The following is an 18,060-nucleotide window of genomic DNA, read 5'->3' as shown; positions in this document are numbered from 1 at the left end:
TCGTCCCTTCCATCTTTCGTGTTTTCGCGTGTCTATTCAACCTGAATTTCGAAAATTTGCCGTGCAGGGCCAGGGGCTCAACGGCTTGTATGTTGACCGCTACCTGGCCCACACAGAGGGCCTGGCCCGGCCTTTTGTGCAGAACATGACCCGCTCGGTGATTGAGGAGCGCCCGCAGAACTTCCGGGAAATCGACGTGTTTTCGCGCTTGATTATGGACCGCATCATTTTTCTGGGCCAGGCTGTTGATGACAACATCGCCAATATTATCAACGCCCAGTTGCTCTTTCTAGAGTCGGTGGATGCGCAGAAGGATATCCTGCTCTACATCAACTCGCCGGGCGGCTCGGTGTACGCCGGCCTGGGCATGTACGACACCATGCAGTACGTGCGGCCCGACGTGGCCACCATCTGCACGGGACTGGCTGCTAGCATGGGGGCTTTCCTGCTGTGCGGGGGCGCCCTGGGCAAACGCTCGGCCCTACCCCATGCCCGCGTGATGATTCACCAGCCCAGTGGCGGGGTGCAGGGCCCATCGGCCGACATCGAAATCACTGCCCGCGAGGTAGTAAAGCTGCGGCAGGAGCTCTATGGCATCTACGCCGAGCGCACCGGCAAAACCTACCAGCAAATCCACGACGACTCGGACCGGGACTACTGGATGCGGGCCGATGAGGCCAAAGAGTATGGCTTGATTGACGAAGTACTGACTCGCTAACCGGCCCAGGCGTTCCGCCGAGCCGTCGGTGCGGCTCATCAGGTAGTACGCTCTTACCTTTCACTTTACGCGCATGGAAACTCCGCAAATTCTAATTCATAAGGCGTATGCGGCATTCAATGCCCGGGACATTCCCGCGGTGCTGGCCACGCTGCACCCGCACGTACGCTGGTCGAAAGCCTGGGAGGGCGACTACGCAACGGGCCACGCCGAGGTCCGGGACTACTGGCAGCGGCAATGGCAAGAGTTGAATCCCCACGTAGAGCCGACAAACATTCGGGAGCGGGCCGATGGGAAGCTAGAAATAACTGTGCAGCAAGTAGTACGGGACCGGCAAGGGCAGTTGCTCTTCGAGGGTTTGGTTAAGCATGTCTACACGCTTCGGGAAGGGCTGCTAGCGCAAATGGACATCGAGCAGGGGTAGGCAGCCCTCCACTAGCGCGTAGATGCCTCTTGCGAAGCCAGCTACCTCAGGTCATTCGCTGCGGCCAGCGCGGCCTACCCCCTCCTTTAGCTTGCTAGTTGGCTTTAACTTTTCAGCGCCAATGTCTTAAAAGTATTTCCACCTACTTATTTTGCAAGAGGTGCGCCTGCATGAACTCGGCAAACACGTTGTAATCAGGCGGGAGGATGCCGTGGCCGCCCTCGTGCATGTAGTAGCTCAGCGTTTGGCCCACCAATTGGCTAGGCGGTGGCATTGGCCCAGCGGGCACTCCCTGCCTACCCAGCAACTTGTAAACCGGGGTGGCGGCCACGGCCGCTAGAAACTCGCCTTTCGGGTCGCTCCAATAGTCGGTGCTGCCGGTTTGCAGCAGCAGGGGCCGCGGCGCTACCAAGGCTACGAGCATGTGCGCATCCATAGGAGCGTCGGTACGGTTGGCGAGCTGCTGGTAGTTCTGGCAGAACTGGTACGCATACCGAGTAGGCGCTACGAGGTGGGCAATGGTTTCGCCGTAGTTGCGCCGGGCCAAGGCCGCGCCGCCCTCCCCAGATACACTCGCGATAACTAGGGCAAACCTGGGGTCGTTGGCGCCAGTCCAGAGCACTGTTTTGCCCAGCCGCGAAGCGCCGAGCAGCGCTACCCGCTTGCTGTCCACAGCTTTGTCGGTTTCAAAATAGTCCAAAGCCCGGCTCAGGCCCCAGCTCCACGCCGCGACAGCGCCCCACTCATCAGGAGCAAATTTCTCTTGGCCAGGCTTGAGGTAGAGACTACGGACGCCGTACTTACTACCCCCGTCAAAATCGGGCTCGATGTCGCCGTAGTACACCGAAGCCACCCCAATGCCTTTCTCCAGAAAGGGCGCTACCGTGAGCTGCATCGGGCTGCTTGGGTTGTAAGCCGGCGCCGGCACCCGCTGCTTTTCCTTGTTCCACAGCTGCCCGGGCCGCACGCCGGGGTCGTCGATGAGCATGGAATTCGGCATGAAATTGATGTGGAGCAGCAGCGGCACGGGCTTGGTGGCGTTGGCCGGCAAATACACCAGCAAGTCCATCTTCGGCCCATCGTTGCGCTCCGAGAAGTACACCGTCACCTGCTTGCGGATGGCTTTGCCGTCGAGGGCGGGAGTGCCTTTGTCGAACACTTCGAAGCGCAGGTGGCTGGGCTTGCCCGGGGCGCGGCCATAAACATTTTGCTCGAACCACGTGCGGATTTCGGGCCGGCGCTGGGTGGCCCAGGTGGCCGCATCGGTCACCTTTTTGCCGCTGAGTAGTACCAGCGGGTCGGGCAGCGTGTAGGCACCTACCAGGTCCTCGTTGTAATTCACCGGAATGCCCGCTACCACCTCTGGCGGCTTGTTGGCTGCGGGCGCCTGGGCCGGAACTGGCTGCGCCTGAGCCAGCAAGGCAGTGGGCAGCAGGCTAAAACTGGCCCAACCTAGGAGAGCAGAAAAGAAGTTAGCTGGCTTCATTTAGTTTGCAGGGGGTAAGGAATGTGGTTTCTCGTTAGGGCTATTTGCTTGCTCGACGGCCCTAATCCGGACGGGGCCCAGCAGGCCGGAGCGGCCCAGCTGGTATGGCCCACCAAACGGAGCCGTGTAAGAATCCAGCACTTGCTGGCCGGGCCCCGCGAGCTTATCCCCCATCAGGCGGTTGGTCCACTCATTAGTGACGCGGATTTCCAGTTGATTTTTGCCGGGCTTAAGCAGGTTGGTTACGTCCGCCTGGAAGGGCGCTAGCCAGAGCAGTTCCAGCTTCTGCCCGTTCACGGTTACCTCGGCTATGTCCCCAACGGCACCCAAGTCAAGCACAATTCTACGACCGGCATGAAACCATTTTCTACTAGCTTCCAATGCTTTATAGTAAATCGCTGTGCCAGAGAAATACTTGATTCCGGCATCCGGGTTATCCGTCCAAGAAGTTAATTGCGCGAATGTCGCTTCGGCCGGGGCGCCTAGCTGGGGGGCAAACGCCACCTGCCACGGCCCACCTACCGTGCGCAGCGTGGCCTCCGTAGGCACCGGTGCCGCAGCACGCGCGGTAGCGGATGCCGCATGGTTGAAGACTACGAATACTGTTTCGCGCTCCTTTAGGTGGAGCGGCACGGTGGTTTGCCCGTCGCTGGTGGCATAGCCGGCCGGCTCTGTTTGGCCGGTGGCTGAGTGCCAAAGCGCTACGTCTTTGCCGCTTACCCGAAACCGCGCTTTCAGGTCCTGCGTGCTGTCGGAGCGATTAACCAGGTAGTACACGTCGGCATCGCCCACGCGCCGATGAGTCCACGGCACCGTACTGCCGAGCGGCCGGCTGCACTCCACGTCGGGGGTAAGGCCAGCCAGGGGCATGACTTGCGCCAGCGGCAACCCCCACACTAGCTGGCCTTTGCCGTAGCGGCGCCTCGTGCGGCTACGGCCGTCCAGGTCGCCCCACACCTCACCGGCTATTTCCCGAAGTTCGGCATCGGCGCGGGGGTAGGCAGTGAGGCCAGGGGCCTGCACAGGTTTGGGTCCCACTACTGTGGCACCGCCTTGTAGTAGCTCCTGCACTTTGCGTAGCACGGGCAGCGTCATTTGTGTGGTTTCGGGCAGCACCAGTATGGCGTAGCTCATACCGTCGGGCAGCACAAGCCGGCCGTTATCGCTCACCGACATACGGGTAAGCAGCGCGTCAGCATTGATATAGTCGAAGGCGTAGCCTTCCGGCAAGGCCGGCTGCAAACCCGCGCCCCAAAACGGCATGGTCGATGGGGCACCTTCGTTGAGCAGGTAGGCCACGTCGGCTACGTACTGGCCCTGCTGCAGCATGTAGGTAGTGCGGGCCAGGTAAGTTAGAAGCGGTTTGGCTTGCTCTGCCCACGTGATGTTGCGGTTGAAATGAGTGCCCACCATCGCATTGCCAGGTTTGGTATCGAGTGGCTGGTGCGCCGACGTGTGGAATACCAGCCGATTGATACCTTGCGCAAACCAATAGTCGCTGATTTTCTTCAGCGTGTAGGGCGACTCGTAATTGCCGCCGGTGAAGGCCTCCGCCGCTACCAGGTTCTTGCCATACACGTGGCCGGCCGAGGCCGCGCCGCGCACATCTTCGTAGTACATGCTCGACGGATGTAAATCTTTCACCCAAAACTCGCCCATCGGAATATCGACGTACTTTTTGTTGAGTAGCGCATCTTCCAGCGTTTCGAGCGACACACCGCCCGCTTCACCGTAGGTCTGGATGCCTTGCTTGTGCAGAAAGCCCGTAACGGTGCCGTAGTGGTTTTCTGCGAACATATCCACGAGGGTGCGGCGGAAATCCCACAGCACCCGGTCGCTGATTGCGGCATTGCCCACTACCCTACCCGCCAGCGCCGGCAAGTAGGGGGTAAGGTCGTAGCCGCGGCGCTGCCGAAACTCGGGCAGCATCTCCTCGGTCCAGTTTTGAATTCCCGCTTCCCAGCTGTCCAGCAGCATGTAGCGCAGGCTTTTGCCGTAAAGGGGGCCTAGGGCCTCTTTAATTGGGCCGGTATAGCCTTGCAGGTAAGCCTCAGTGTGCCGGCGGCTGAGCTTATCGACTTCGAGCCCCGAGGCGGCGGGCACGGCCGGCCGGTTTCGGGCACCCGTGAGAGAATAGCCCAGGCGCATAATCGTCCACTGGCCGGGTGGCACCAGCCAGGTAAGCGTGCCATCGGGCTGCATCTTCGAGGTCAGCACCACCACGTTATCCGGGTTGATGGTGGCAGGTGCGGCTACGGGCGGCGTGGCCGTCGCCTCATATTCAAACAGGAAGTTGAAGCCGGCTTTGTCCTCCCACCGGTTTACCCTAGCACCGGAATGCAGTCGAAACTCTGTAAGCGTATAGCTGCTGTCGGGTTGGGCAGGCGCTTCCGAAATAACCTCGGCTGGCCTCATAGGCGCGCCGCTCATTTCCAAGCGGTAGTAGCGGGCGGTGGTAGCCGGAATGGCAAACGTGCGCACCGTGCCGCCCCGGTAACCTTGCTTGCCGGGCAGCACCGCCAGCGTGGTAAACTGCTTGCCATCGAGGCTGGCTTGCAAGCGCCCAAACGGGATGCCGCGCGGGCCAGCAACGGTAAATGCCTGCACTTGCGTAGGCGCTTTGAAGCGGTACTGCACCCAGGCCGTACCGCGCTTTTCGGTGGGCTTCACGGTGAGGGCCGTATTCAAATCATCGTCCAGCAGGGCCTTGGCATCGCTGGCGCCGGCATTGGTGGTCACGCTCGGTTGTAGGCGCGACTCGTCGGTTTCAGCGGCCGGCGTGCGGTAGGCAACCACGGCGCAGTCGCCATAAAAACCCGTAGCGGGGCTGTTTTTGCTGCGGGCCAAGTTGCGGATTGGCCCTTCTACCGAAGGCGGCAGCGGCAATTTGCCTTTGAACACCGTGCCACCCGCCACACGTAGCTCGCTCCACACCAGCTTCTTCATCGCTTGCTCCGGCTTCACCCAGGGTGCCCCGGTCAGGCTCCAGCCCGGCGAGGTAAACAACGTCATTTCCAGCCCCAGCCTATCCGCTTCGGCAGCGGTGTGCTTCACGGCAGCGAGCCAAGCCGGTGTGCCAAATACCACTTTCTCACTGACCGTTTGTCCGCCGCCGGCCCCAACATCAGCCAGTTGAAAGCCGGCGATGCCCGCGCGCTTCATCCATTCCAGGTCCTTGGTGATGCCCTCCTGGGTGATGTTGCTGTTAGTCCAGTGCCACCACGTGCGGGGCCAGGCAGCCTCCGGCGGGTTTTTAAAACCTTTTTCCAGTAAAGCACCGGCATCCTGCGCTTTAGCAGCAACTGGCAGCGCCATAAGCGCTAGACAAGCCACGATATGGGACGGGAGCCAGCGACGAAAAACAACCATGTGCTTGGGGGGTGGGAATGGTTAAAGCGCGTGGCAAGTATAGAAAAAAAGCACTGCTCATCTCCCCTGGTCTGTCATGCTATGCAGGCCGAATGGCAACAATGGGATAGCCAACCAGGCAGCCCTGCGCAGACGCCTACCTTAAATGAGTACTACCGGTTTTATTAGGAAGCAAGCAGCAATGAGTGCTGCTACTTCTACAGACCGAATTGACCGCCGCTGAAAGACTGGAATTAGCCTTAAAATGAGCATTATAACCGATAGGAAATGGTAAAAGAGGCAATTACTTTTACAACGAAACAACTGAGCCTCAGTGTGTCTACCCGTATTATTTTTAACTACCTAGCCCAAGTAAAATGACCAAATCTTCTTTTTACACAACTGGCTTTTTAGTTGGCTTAGTCCTACTCAGCGGCTGCCACTAAGCGGCCCCGGCCGATACCCTGGCGGCTACGGCCTCTTCCGCTGCCTTGGCCGATACTGCCGAATACTTCCTGCTTCGCCCAAAGTTGGAGCAAGAATAGGACTACTCACACGCCGTCCGAATCGGGAACCACCTCAAAATATCGGGGGCGGTGAGCATGGATGATAAGGGTACGCTCGTGGCGCCCGGCGACCTAGCGCAGCAGATGAAAAACTGTTACGCCGATTTAGATAAACTACTGAAACACTGTGGTTATACTTCGATGACGTGCATGCCGAAAACGTGTATGCCACCGATATGGCCAGCTTTATCAAAGCGGGCAGCTACCGCAATTCCAGTTATAAAAAGCACTTCCCGACCGGCACTTGGCTTGAAGTAAAAGGGCTGGCCATTCCTGGGCAGCTGATTGAGATTGATAGGGAAGCTAGCAAGGCCCGACGCTAAACGTTCGCCTACTCGGCGTTAAAGCGAGCGTAATGATTGGTCAATCTTCGCAGCACGACGAGCCTCCTGCTTAGTGCCGGGGCGCCTCGCTGGCCTACCCCCCTAAAACCAGAAAAGCTACCTTAGTAGATAAGGTAGCTTTTCTGGTTTTAGGGGGGTAGGCTAAACGCTACGACTGAATAAAGGCCAGCAGGTCAGCGTTGATGGTGGCAGCTTCGGTAACGGGCATACCGTGAGGAAAGCCGGGGTAGGAAATCAGCTTGCCGTGCTGGAGCAGCTTGATGGCTCTGGCGCCACCAACGCTGAACGGCACAATTTGGTCGTCTTCGCCGTGCAGCACCAACACCGGGATATCCACACTTTTCAGGTCGTTAGTGAAATCAGATTCTGAGAAGGCCTTGATGCCGAAATAGTGGGCGTTGGCGCCGCCATTCATGCCTTGCCGCCACCAATTGTCGCGGACAGCCTGTTTTACCTGGGCACCTGCCCGATTGTAGCCGTAGAAGGGCAGGGTGAAATCCTGGAAATATTGGGCGCGATTGGTAGCTGTGCCCTCCCGAATTTCGTCGAATACCGACATTGGCACCCCATCGGGGTTGGTTGGGGTTTGCAGCATAAAGGGCGTTACGGCGCTGATGAGCACCACCTTGGCGATGCGGCTTTTATCGGCGCGGGCGGCGTACCGGATGGCTACTCCCCCACCTGTTGAGTGGCCGATGTGAACGGCGTTTTGCAGGTCGAGATGGTCGGCCAGCTCGATGGCGTCGGCCACGTAGGTGTCCATGTCGTGGCCGGTGGCCGTCTGCGACGAGCGGCCGTGCCCCCGGCGGTCGGCCGCGATAACCCGGTAGCCTTGGTTCAAAAAGAACATGAGCTGGCCATCCCAGTCGTCGCTCGACAGTGGCCACCCGTGGTGGAAAACCAGGGGCTGGCCCGTGCCCCAGTCCTTGTAGTAGATTTCCGTGCCGTCTTTTACCGTGATTTTATTCATTGCTCCGCGTCGTAAAGGGGTGAAATACTAGCCAAGTTGCCAGGCGCGGTGTAGTGCCCCGTGAGCAGCCATTGACGCAGCAAAACTACCCGCTCGCTTACCCGGCCCAGCGGTAAAAAGCCCGGTTTTAGCGGTACTTTCATCGGCTGGGCAAACGCAATATTTAGGCGAGGTTAAAAAATATTTGCATTTTCTTTGTCATGATTATCAGAAATTTATATCAACATTTTCAGTCAGCGCTAAAGCCAAGGAGGCCGCGCTGGCCAGCTCCTTTTCGCTAGCCCGCAGGCTGCTTGGCAAAACAGGGTTGCTCTCCGAAACGAGTAGGCTTATTGCCGGTCCAGGGCCAAGCGAGCCTCCTCCAGGTCCAATTCGTTTTCTAGCTTGCGGAGCGACTCTTCGCCAATAGTGGCGGTTTGTCGCAACTGCTCGATTACGCTCCGCTCAAACTGAATGACTGCTGCCTGCAACTCCTGAAACTGGGTAATCGGCTTCTCATCTAGGCGGCTGGCCACGATGCCAGCCATGCGGTTTTGGAGGCGGTAGAGGCGCAATTCGTAGCGGGTTTTCATGCGGCTGAGCACCTCAGTTGGGGCTTGGCTGGCAGCGGGGCTGTTGAGGAAATTGGCGGTGCGAGTGGCCAGCAGCACCCGCAAGTCCAGCTCTTCCTGCGCAGCCGAGTCATCGGCCTTGAGGTGCAAGCCGTTGATAAGCGGTTTCAGGCTGAGCCCCTGCCCTACCAGCGTAACGAATATGACGGCGAAGGTGAGCAGCAAAATCAGGCTGCGCTGCGGGAAGGCCGCGCCCGACGGCAAGAGCAGGGGTAGGGATAGCGCCGCGGCCAGCGACACTACCCCCCGCATACCCGCCCAGGCTACCACCGTTACGGTGGCCAGCGGCGGATGAGGCTCGCGCGCCCGAATGCGCCGGCTCAACCAGTACGGCAAATAAGTGGCCGGATATACCCACAAAAGCCGGCTGACAACCACGGCCAAGCTGATGAGCCCCGCGTAGCCGGCCAGCGCCCAGTACGAGGTATTGCCCAGGCCCGCCAGCAGCGTGGGCAGCTGCAAGCCAATGAGAATAAACACGATGCCATTGAGCAAAAACGTAACCGTGTTCCAGACGGCGTACACTTGCAGGCGGCCAGCGGGCGCAAACAGCCGGGCCGAGCGGCGGCTCAAAAACAAACCCGCCGCCACCACGGCCAGCACGCTCGATACGTGGGCTTCCTCGGCCAAGAGGTAGGCCAGGTAGGGCGTCAGCAAAGTCAGGCTGCTATCGACCACCGTGTTGTGGGTAGAAGACCGGTGCACCTGGTAGAGCGCCCCGCCCACGGCCAGCCCAATAGCAATGCCCGCCACGGCCACCCACACCAGTTGGGCCCCGGCCTGCCACAACCCAAACTGGCCGGTGAGCACGGCCGCCACAGCGTAGCGGTAGGCAATAAGCCCGGTGGCGTCATTTACCAGGCTTTCGCCTTCCAGAATCGTTGTCACGCGCTTGGGTAAAGCCAAGCCGGCGGTAGCCGCCGCGGCCGCCACGGCATCAGGCGGCGATACGATGGCCCCCAGCACGAAGGCCGTGGCCCAGCCAAAACCTGGCAGCAGGAAATGCGCCACCACGGCCACCAAAGTAGTCGAAAACAATACGCAGCCCAACGCCAGCAGTACAATGGGCCGCCGCGCCGCCTTAAAATCGGGCCAGGACGTGTTCCAGGCCGAAGCGTAGAGCAGCGGCGGCAGAAACACAAAGAACACTAAATCAGGGGCGAGCACTACGGGTGGCAGCCCCGGCACCATACCCAGCCCCATGCCGGCTAGCACCAGCAAGATGGGGTAGGGCAAGCGCACCCGGTCGGCCAGCCGGGCCAACGCCGTCACTATCACCAGAATAAAAACCAGGAGTTCGATGTTGCGCATGGGCTCAAGTATAAGCCGCCAGGGCGAATCGCCGCGCTTGGGCCGGCGGCGTGGTTTTGCCCGCCGCCCGTGCCCCTACGAGGCCGCTTCGCCGGGCGGGGGCGCTACCGGCGCCGTAGCCAGGTAGGCATGAATGGACGACACCACCACGCTCCCCTCCCCTACTCCAGAAGCGACCCGCTTCACCGAGCCCGCCCGCACGTCGCCCGCGGCGAAGAGACCGGGCAACGACGTTTCGAGGTAAAATGGGTCGCGGGCCAGGGGCCAGCGCGGGGCTTCGGCGCGGGTGCGGACCTCGGCCCCCGTGAGGACGTAGCCCTGGCCGTTGCAGGCCACGGCGGCGGGCAGCCAGGGCAGGTTTACATCGGCCCCGATGAAAACAAAAAGCGCGTTGGTGGCACGGCGGGTGGTTTGCTGGGTGGCGTGGTTGAGCACGGCAATGGCTTCGAGGTGCTGGGCGCCTTCCACGGCCAGCACCTCACTGTTGGCCTCGATTTGGATGTTGCTCTTGGTAGCCAGCTGGTCGATAAGGTATTGCGACATGCTCGACGACAAATCGGGTTTTCGCACCAGCAAAGTGACTTGCTGGGCGTAATTGGCAAAAAACATGGCCGCCTGCCCAGCAGAATTGCCGCCGCCCACCAAGTACACCGCCTGGCCCCGTGCCGCCAAGGCCTCGGTGCGGGCAGCCCCGTAGTACACGCCGCAGCCCAGAAACCGGTCAATATCCGGCACGGCCAGCCGCCGCCAATCGACACCGGTGGCCAGCAGCACGGCGCGGGCCCGCACCACGTCGCCGCCATCTAGCACCAGCTCGTGGTAGATTTCGCCAGCATGCAGGGCCAGCACCTCCCGCGTGATAACTACCTTGGCCCCCAGCCGCATAGCCTGCTCAAACGCCCGGCGGCCCAGCTCATTGCCACTAATGCCGGCCGGAAATCCCAAGTAGTTCTCGATGCGCGACGATGTGCCGACCTGCCCGCCGGGCGCTTCCCGCTCTAGCAGCAGGGTAGCCAGGCCTTCCGAAGCTCCATACACTGCCGCCGAAAGGCCCGCTGGCCCCGCCCCCACAATCGCCAGGTCGTAGGCTTGGCGGGCGGGCGCAGTTTGTATGCCCAGGCGGGTAGCCAGGTCGCGGATAGTTGGGTTGGTGAGCACGGTGCCGTCGTTGAGCCGGGCCGAAATGGGCGGCTCCTCAGCCGGGCTACCCCTCCTTTCTTCGACTACTTGCCAGGTAAACAACACATTATTGCGGGCCAGGAAATCGCGCAATCGGTAGGCCACCGGGTTCCAGCGCGGGCCCGAAAGCGTGACCCGCGAAGTAGGCACTTTTAAGGCAAACTCCTGCAAGCCCGTCATGCTCCGCGCTAGCTCGGCCAAGATGGCTTGGGCAAATGCCGGCCGGCCAGCCACCAGCTGCCGAAAATCCTGCGCCTCTAGCCGCAGCACTTGGCTTGGCGTAGTAGCCCGCACGCCGGCGGGGCTAGCCGTGCCCATCAAGATGGGCATCTCGCCAAAATAGTCGCCTACGTTGCAGGCCCGCACTACCTGCTCCACGAGCCCAACCTGCTTGGTCATCTCTAGGGTGCCGGCCAGGATGAAGAAAAAGGCCGGCATCTCGCCTTCGTACACCGCGTATTCGCCCGGGTTGAGTAATAATTCGGCGGCGTGGTCGGCCACGCGGGCGCGCTGCACCTCATCGAGCGCCGCAAAAAGTGGGACGGGGCGAATAGTGTCGAGCGTTATCATAGGGCTGTTTCGAAAGGAAGTGCACGACTGAACCGTAGCGCGAACTTGCAGTCCGCGACGCAATTAACTCTACTAACTCGCGGACTGCAAGCTGGCGCTACAGCTTAGCGAAGCCCCCGGCTTTTCGCTAGCGGCAGCTACCCTACCCTCAACTGGGCTGTGGAGATGAACAATGGCCGGGGCGAAACCAACGCCCCGACCGTGCTACTGGCGCATACCAACGGCCCGCCGCGCGCTACACTGGCAGGCGAGCCAGCAAGCAGGCTCCGGGGCCGGGAGTGGCTGGGGTGAGCTGCAGCGTACCGCCCACGGCCGCGGCCCGCATGTGCATGTTGCGCAGGCCCTGGCCGCCGGGGCGGGGCCGCAGCGGGGTAGGGCCATCGTCGCGCACTTCCAGCTCTAGCTGCGTGCTCACTAACGCTACGCGCACCCATACCCGCCGGGCGTGGGCGTGCTTCACCACGTTGTGCAGAGCTTCTTGGTAAATGGCGTAGAGCGCCTGCCGAGTGGCCAGCGGCACGGCCAGCCGCTCGGTTTTGGCCTCTATCGCAAACTCGAGGTCCAGGCCAGTTGGGGGCAGCGTTTCGTGCGCGTAGTCGCGCAGCCGCTGGAGCAAGCTGTCCATCGAGTCGTGGCGAGCGTCGATGCTCCACACCGCGTCGCGGAGCTGGCGGGCAGCGCGGCGGCTGGCTTCTACTACCTGGTCGAGGTAGGCCTGCTGCTGTGTGGACGCCAAGGTTCCGTCGCGCACCAGCGTGCTTTGCATAATAATTTGGGTAAGCATGCCGCCAACCTCGTCGTGTAGGTCAGCGGCGATGCGCGTGCGCAATGCCAACAAGCGGCGGGCCGCGGCGCGGCGGTAGGAGCGCAGCAGCGCAATCCCCACCGCCAGGGCTACCCCCCCTAAGGCCGCCAAGCCGGCCACCAACTGCCGGTGGCGCAGGCGCTCCAGCTCCTGTTGCTGGCTGCGCACGCGCACCTGCTGGCGCAGCAAGTCTAGCTGCATTTGGGCGCGCGAGCGCACGGCGCGGGCCTGCACGGCCGCCAGCCGGCGGCGGGCGTCCTCGCCACTCAGGCTATCGGCGTAGGCACCCGCCAGCACCTGGTAGCGATAGGCAGTGTGGCTCTGCCCGAGCTGGTCGCTGGCCCGGGCCAACACCTGGGCCGCGTCGCGGGCTTCCGGGCGCAGGTGGTGCGGCCGGGCGGCCCGTAGGCTGAGGGTAGCATAGCGGTGCGCACTGTCGGGCTGGGCCGGCAGCCAGGTACGCGCCAGCACCAGCGCCGCCTGAGCTACTTGCTCCGGCGTGCCAGTAGTGCGGGCCCGCTGCAGCAACCCAGTAGCGGCGCGGCGAGCCGCCCGGTGGTTGCCCAAGCGGTCGGTCATGTCAGCCAGGTTAATCTCGATGGGTAGCAAGCCGCGCGCATTATATACCAACCGGTAATTGGCAACGGTCTGGGTATAATAGCGGTGGGCCGCCAACCATTGCCCCTGCTGGCAGCTGATGTCGCCGAGGGCCTGGTACACGTACCCGTTGCCGAGCAGGTCGTGGGCCGCCGGTACCAAGTGGCGGGCCTCAGCTACGTAGGAGCGGGCGGCGGCATACTCGCCCAAAACCAGTTCAATACGCCCGGCCAGCACCAGTTGAAACAGCGCTACCCGGGGGCTGTGCAGGGTGCGGGCGAGCGCCAGCCCGTCGAGGCTGGGGCCCAGGGCGGCCGCATAGTCGCCCTGCTCTAGGTAAATGCGGGCCAAGTTGTAGTAGGCCCGCGTCTGGGTATAGCGGTTGCGGGTGCGGATGGCCCAAGCCAGCGCTTGCCGGCTGTGGTAAATGGCCGAGTCGTACTGGCTGCGCACCCGGTAATTGTAGCCTAGGTTGAAGTGAGCCTCCACCAGCCCCCGCTTAAAATTCAGCTGCTGCGCAAGCGCCAGGGCCTGCCGAGCCAAGCGCTGGGCCAGCGGCGCCTCGTTGGTGCGCAGGGCAAAGGCCAGGGTATTGAGGCGGCTCACGCGCAGCGTATCAGGCCGCAGGTCAGTAGCTAACAGCCGGCTGATACTGTCGCGCATCACCGCTACCCGGGCGAGCGGCAATGGCGGCCCCTGCGCCCAGGCCGCCCCGCTGCCCAGTAGCAAGCTCGCCAGCCCGCCTGCTAGCCGCAACCAGTTTCTAGCCTTGGCACCCTCCTTTTTCGCCCGCGTAAGTAATCTATGCATATACTTAGCTAAACCTGTTCAGCTTAGGCAGAGTTATCGGCAGAACTACTTTTTAAGTGCTTCCCGATTAGAAAGCCTGCTCGTGGCGAGCGACAACCGCTCCCTCGTGGCAGGCCGCAGCTACAGCAGAATACCTAAAGCCACCGCCCTGGCTTGGCAAAGCATTCTGCGCGCGGCGGAATACCCTTTGAGCAGGCCATGGTTGGGCACGGCAACGCGCTGAACCGGTGGGTCTCTCCGTAGTCGTCAAGACAAATTCGCGCGGGGAATAAGGGCGGGGTTGCGACCTCGCCTGACGCGTGCAAAGTCTAGTGGCCACTTACCGGCCGCGCAGTCAAAGCCCGTGCAGCGGCACCTCCTAAGCGAGCAGGCCTACCCCTGCTTCATTCATCGAGGCTAGGCCAACCCTTAAAGCGCCACCCCTTTCAACACCACAAGCCTACCCCCTGCAAAGGATTTCTCCAATCGGCCCAGCGGGGGGTAAGGGCTTAAGAGAGCGCCCCTTATCTTGTTGGCACGAAATGCCTAATCCGCCTAATTCTATACTGGCCAGGCCTGCCTGGCGGGAAGTACCTCCACCTTTGCTCCTCCTTTCCTATGGAAGCTGTAGACAGAGAACAACTCGAAGCCCAGAAGCTACAACTCGAGATTCAGGCCCTGCGAAAGCCTTTTTATTGGAATCATACTTTTTGGTTGAGCTTCGCTACGGCTGTTGCCGCTTCGATTGGGGTCGTGGGGCAGAGTTACGTCTCAAAATATGAGAACGCCCGGGCCGAATTCTTGCGGGACAAAGCCAAGAAAGACCTTGATTCGCTGAACATAAGAACGGTTTTTGCGCGCGCAGTACTTGACTCTGCCCAAGGCAAAATTGTGGAGCTAACGAAAACCAAACAAAACTTGTCGCAGCAGATTACCACCTTGCTCGAATCCGTATCGGAAACGGAGGCAGCGAGGAGCAGCGTAAAAATTCAAAGCGCCGTCAAGCTAGCGAATAATTCCCTCTACTCTATTGCCCTGTATGGGTACAAGATTGAGCCTGCAGAGCTTGCAAAAAGCAGTACCTATTTAGCAGCAGGTGGGTACACCGTAACCGGGGCAACGCTTTTGCCATCGCGGCCGCCCTGGCTTTCCGCTAGCTCCGTCGTCTTGTACTATGATACGCGTACAGCGGCGGTTGCGCAGGCTATCGCCACCGCGCTAAGCGCGCAGCTAGGGCTGCCAGTAGCATTTACCAAGGGAGCCGGGCTGGGCATTCCCAAAGGTGAAGAGCGCCGCGAGCTACGTATTCACTTAGTTGGCCGGTAAGATGACCATGCCGAACCGGCGAGTAAAGACTTTGGCGATGAGCACTTCTGCCCAGCACTAGAAGTGCTGAACGCGGAAAATAATCAGCAGGTATTTGTAGCCTTTTTCAGGGGCATTACCCAGCAACCAAGCGCCTGAAAGCTAGCTGCTCCATTAGGCAACAGGTACACGTAAGTAGGCTACCTTAGCCGCCTTTCAGTTGAACGCTTCCCCCCCTGCCTGCCGTGACGGAAACGTATGCCTACCCCCCCGAGATAGCTGCTGCCCTGCGCCAGCACTGGCCCGCCCACGGCTTGCCGCTGCCAGACCCAGCCGTGCTGACCAGCTTTATTGCGGGGGGCTACCAGGCCAGCTTGCTGCGCGAGGAAGACCGCCCCGTGCAATGCCACCTCTTGCTGCGGCCCTCCGCGCCCCCCGACCAGCAGCCCGCGCCCCCGCCCGAGGCCATTGCTGCCTATCAGATACTTGCCTTTAGTGAGCCGCGCGCCTACTCTGCGCAGGAACTACGCCGCCTTAGCCCAACCACGCAGCGCCCCGGTACGCTGCTATCGGTAGGGGCTGCGCCGACGGGCGAATTAACCATTCTAGGGCTCGTATTCGCTACCCGCCCCTGGGACCACGTCGACGCGCCGCACGATACGGCGCTGCTGCCCCCGGCCCTATTTATGCAGGTGGCGGGGCCGGGCCGGCTGGCGTTTTTCTGCGGGGCGCAGCCAATGCTGGTGTTGCAGCAAGGCTAAATGGGTGACTACGGCGGGCGGGCATTCCCTATCGGCTGGCTGGGCGGCTTTGAGGAAGTGGACCCCCGTGAAACGCCACCTACCCTAGGTGATGTCAACATAGAATTGGCCCGCCACCTGGGCAGCTATAGCCTGCATCGCTGCTTGGCCCGGGTGCGGGCCCAAGGCCACGGGGGTATGCTGGTGCTGGTGCCCAGTACCGACGCACTCCGGCTGGTAGGCCCGGCGGCGGTGCTGCGCCCCAAGTATGGCGTGCTGCACAACGACTTTGGCGCGCGCTACCGTGCGCTGCTCACCCGCCTGCTGGCCCGCAGCACGGCGCTGGACCTCAGTAGTTGGGCCGCCTACCGCCTCGCAACGGATGGTGAACTACAGCAGCTGCACACGGAGATGGAGCAGTTTGCCGATTTACTCGCCGACCTAATGGCCGTGGATGGCGCCTTAGCCCTCGACAAGCAGTTCGGTTTGCTGGGTTTCGGCGTAGAAATCGCCGCCCCGGCTCCGCCCACGCCGTATGTGTACCGCGCCCTCGATGCCGAGGGTACGCAGTTGCAGGCCGAAGCGGCCGACAGCGGCGGCACCCGCCACCGCGCGGCCTACCGGCTCTGCCAAGCCGAGGCGGGCTGCCAGGCCATCGTCGTCTCCCAGGATGGAGGCATCCGGCTCGTGCGCCAGCGTGCCGAGCAAGTCATCTTCTGGAATCAACTCATTTTGTAGTGTTTAGCCAGCGGTGCCATTTTTTAGTTTGCCGTTGGCAGGGAGGTTACGCGCTCGCAGTACTTACGCCCCGCAAGGTCTCCTCTACCCCCGCCGCAAACCAGCGGCCAGCAAGCCGACCGTTTGCTTTTGAACCAGCTTATTAGTCAAACCAAGGTCGCCTATAAATGGGAGTTGATGAAGCAGGGCAAGGGTGGTTGAGCGTAGCCTGCCGCCGTTCGACGCTGGCAAAACACCGCCGAAAAGGTGCAGTAATTATTGCCGCACGCCGCATTGCGTGGCCCGTGACAGCTTAGTCAGCCGAACGTAGCTGAGGATATCACCTGGCCTAGCTTTTTCGAGCGGCCCATTCGTGACGCAGCCAACTTACCAGCTGCCTAGCGAGCGCTATGGACAGCTAATAGCTAATAAGTAATTGTTTGTGCAGCTACATTGCAAAGCAAGGTACTGGGTATTTACATTTGCTTGATTTCTCCTTTTGTCTCTCATGTTCCATTTCTCCTCACTCCTACGCCGCCCTTGTTTTCGCGCTCTACCATTCCTGCTAGGCCTAACCTTACCGTTGTTGAGCGTCGCGCAGGGCCCCCTACCCGCCAAGATTCAAGTGCTGGTAGTAGGCTCCGACCACCTCAACCAGCTTTATAACAAGCAGCCCCAATCGGACGTCTTCAGCCCTAAAAAGCAAGCAGAACTGGCCCAGGTGCGGGCGCAACTCGCGCAGTTTCGGCCCGATATTATTTTGATTGAAGCCGAACCAAAGGAGCAGGGGCAACTTGATAGCTTGTATAGTTTATATCAAAAGGGGCTGTTGCAACTAGCGCGCTTACCGACCGGGCGCAGTGAGCGCTACCAAGTGGGCTTTGCGTTGGCCAAGCAGCTACAGCTACCCAGCCCCAAAGCCGTTGATTACTACGCGGCTACGTCCCAGTCCTTGCTGAGCACCGGCACCAATATTGAGGCCTACACGCAAGACCTTAAGCTGCTACAGGCTACCGCCCGCCCGTTAAGAACCCTGGTGCAGCACGACAGCCTTTCCCTCTACGATTACCTGGCGCTCGCCAATCAGCCGGCCATGATTGCGTTGCTGCACCGCGTGCAGTTCAATACCCCGGCCTTGGTTATGAACGGCACTTTTGCGGCGGACGGCACAAATACGGTTGAGCTGGGCAAAGTAGATACCGAATACATTGGGGCTCATTTCATTACCCTATTTTATAACCGGAATCTCAAAATCTACTCGAATATGCTGCGGGCGCAGCAGCAAAGCCAGGCTAAGCGGGTATTAGCCGTGTTTGGCTTGGCCCACGTGGGGGTATTAGAAGAGCTTTTTGCGGCGAATCCTGCCTATCAAGTCGTGCACGCGGCAACGTATTTGAAGACCAAAACGAAGCTTTCCCAATTGCATAAAGCAGGTAGGAAGTAGGTTCGTTTGCAAAAGGCAGCCAGCGCGCTTACAGCTTTAAACCAGCTCGTTGCGGCAATATTTCTCCGCCTGCTGATAAAGATGAAGGTGAACTGCTACCCCCCTAAAACATACCGGCGTGGCCTAGCTCTACGGC

The 18,060-nt window shown here is 60.7% G+C and carries 13 protein-coding genes; 7 read left to right on the top strand and 6 right to left on the bottom strand.

What is annotated here, in order from left to right; translation table 11 throughout:
- The first annotated feature begins 28 nt into the window (after positions 1 to 28).
- Together GO988_RS14175 and GO988_RS14170 are read left to right on the top strand one after the other, a co-directional pair.
- The gene (locus tag GO988_RS14175) at positions 29 to 718 is read left to right on the top strand and encodes a ClpP family protease (RefSeq protein ID WP_317164872.1); all 690 of its coding nucleotides are present in this window, start codon (positions 29 to 31) and stop codon (positions 716 to 718) included.
- Between the two features lie 73 nt (positions 719 to 791).
- Complete coding sequence (locus tag GO988_RS14170) at positions 792 to 1,142, top strand: nuclear transport factor 2 family protein (RefSeq protein ID WP_157566542.1); 351 nt, start codon at positions 792 to 794, stop codon at positions 1,140 to 1,142.
- A gap of 142 nt (positions 1,143 to 1,284) precedes the next feature.
- On the opposite strand, the gene GO988_RS14165 is transcribed toward GO988_RS14170, so the two are convergent.
- Together GO988_RS14165 and GO988_RS14160 are read right to left on the bottom strand one after the other, a co-directional pair.
- Entirely contained in the window at positions 1,285 to 2,628 is a 1,344-nt protein-coding gene (locus GO988_RS14165; RefSeq protein ID WP_232341519.1) for an alpha/beta hydrolase family protein, read from the bottom strand.
- Positions 2,629 to 5,943: a glycosyl hydrolase gene (locus GO988_RS14160; RefSeq protein ID WP_198172743.1), complete on the bottom strand. Its 3,315-nt coding sequence runs from the start codon at positions 5,941 to 5,943 to the stop codon at positions 2,629 to 2,631.
- A 745-nt stretch (positions 5,944 to 6,688) separates the two neighbouring features.
- On the opposite strand from GO988_RS14160, the gene GO988_RS24630 reads away from it, so the two are divergent.
- Positions 6,689 to 6,865, top strand: a complete 177-nt coding sequence (locus GO988_RS24630; RefSeq protein ID WP_317164891.1) for a hypothetical protein — start codon at positions 6,689 to 6,691, stop codon at positions 6,863 to 6,865.
- A 169-nt stretch (positions 6,866 to 7,034) separates the two neighbouring features.
- Here GO988_RS24630 and GO988_RS14150 read toward each other — a convergent pair whose 3' ends face one another.
- From GO988_RS14150 to GO988_RS14135, 4 genes are all read right to left on the bottom strand, one after another.
- Positions 7,035 to 7,856, bottom strand: coding sequence for an alpha/beta fold hydrolase (locus GO988_RS14150; RefSeq protein WP_157566538.1), 822 nt, complete (start codon positions 7,854 to 7,856; stop codon positions 7,035 to 7,037).
- Between the two features lie 329 nt (positions 7,857 to 8,185).
- On the bottom strand, positions 8,186 to 9,778 hold the full coding sequence (locus GO988_RS14145) for a Na+/H+ antiporter (protein ID WP_157566536.1): 1,593 nt from the start codon (positions 9,776 to 9,778) through the stop codon (positions 8,186 to 8,188).
- Between the two features lie 75 nt (positions 9,779 to 9,853).
- Positions 9,854 to 11,527, bottom strand: coding sequence for an FAD-dependent oxidoreductase (locus GO988_RS14140; RefSeq protein ID WP_157566533.1), 1,674 nt, complete (start codon positions 11,525 to 11,527; stop codon positions 9,854 to 9,856).
- A gap of 235 nt (positions 11,528 to 11,762) precedes the next feature.
- The gene (locus GO988_RS14135) at positions 11,763 to 13,739 is read right to left on the bottom strand and encodes a tetratricopeptide repeat protein (RefSeq protein WP_157566532.1); all 1,977 of its coding nucleotides are present in this window, start codon (positions 13,737 to 13,739) and stop codon (positions 11,763 to 11,765) included.
- 597 nt (positions 13,740 to 14,336) lie between these two features.
- On the opposite strand from GO988_RS14135, the gene GO988_RS14130 reads away from it, so the two are divergent.
- The 4 genes from GO988_RS14130 to GO988_RS14115 all read left to right on the top strand — a co-directional run bounded on the left by GO988_RS14130 (position 14,337) and on the right by GO988_RS14115 (position 17,924).
- Entirely contained in the window at positions 14,337 to 15,044 is a 708-nt protein-coding gene (locus tag GO988_RS14130; protein ID WP_157566530.1) for a hypothetical protein, read from the top strand.
- A 224-nt stretch (positions 15,045 to 15,268) separates the two neighbouring features.
- On the top strand, positions 15,269 to 15,784 hold the full coding sequence (locus GO988_RS14125) for a putative sensor domain DACNV-containing protein (protein ID WP_157566528.1): 516 nt from the start codon (positions 15,269 to 15,271) through the stop codon (positions 15,782 to 15,784).
- The gene (locus GO988_RS14120) at positions 15,785 to 16,501 is read left to right on the top strand and encodes a diadenylate cyclase (RefSeq protein ID WP_157566526.1); all 717 of its coding nucleotides are present in this window, start codon (positions 15,785 to 15,787) and stop codon (positions 16,499 to 16,501) included.
- Positions 16,502 to 17,066: 565 nt separating this feature from the next.
- Complete coding sequence (locus tag GO988_RS14115; protein ID WP_232341517.1) at positions 17,067 to 17,924, top strand: DUF5694 domain-containing protein; 858 nt, start codon at positions 17,067 to 17,069, stop codon at positions 17,922 to 17,924.
- The last annotated feature ends 136 nt before the right edge of the window (positions 17,925 to 18,060 follow it).

The sequence above is a fragment of the Hymenobacter ginkgonis genome (genome assembly GCF_009755225.1).
In the GTDB taxonomy this organism is placed as follows: Bacteria; Bacteroidota; Bacteroidia; order Cytophagales; family Hymenobacteraceae; genus Hymenobacter; species Hymenobacter ginkgonis.
Note: the sequence above shows the minus strand (reverse complement) of the source record. Positions and strands in the feature narration are given on the sequence as shown.

Bases quoted from the DNA above. Each gene is read 5' to 3' on its own strand.
- GO988_RS14170 (WP_157566542.1), top strand. From the start codon at position 792: ATGGAAACTCCGCAAATTCTAATTCATAAGGCGTATGCGGCATTCAAT.
- GO988_RS14165 (WP_232341519.1), bottom strand. From the start codon at position 2,628: ATGAAGCCAGCTAACTTCTTTTCTGCTCTCCTAGGTTGGGCCAGTTTT.
- GO988_RS14160 (WP_198172743.1), bottom strand. From the start codon at position 5,943: ATGGCGCTGCCAGTTGCTGCTAAAGCGCAGGATGCCGGTGCTTTACTG.
- GO988_RS14150 (WP_157566538.1), bottom strand. From the start codon at position 7,856: ATGAATAAAATCACGGTAAAAGACGGCACGGAAATCTACTACAAGGAC.
- GO988_RS14145 (WP_157566536.1), bottom strand. From the start codon at position 9,778: ATGCGCAACATCGAACTCCTGGTTTTTATTCTGGTGATAGTGACGGCG.
- GO988_RS14140 (WP_157566533.1), bottom strand. From the start codon at position 11,527: ATGATAACGCTCGACACTATTCGCCCCGTCCCACTTTTTGCGGCGCTC.
- GO988_RS14135 (WP_157566532.1), bottom strand. From the start codon at position 13,739: ATGCATAGATTACTTACGCGGGCGAAAAAGGAGGGTGCCAAGGCTAGA.
- GO988_RS14130 (WP_157566530.1), top strand. From the start codon at position 14,337: ATGGAAGCTGTAGACAGAGAACAACTCGAAGCCCAGAAGCTACAACTC.
- GO988_RS14120 (WP_157566526.1), top strand. From the start codon at position 15,785: ATGGGTGACTACGGCGGGCGGGCATTCCCTATCGGCTGGCTGGGCGGC.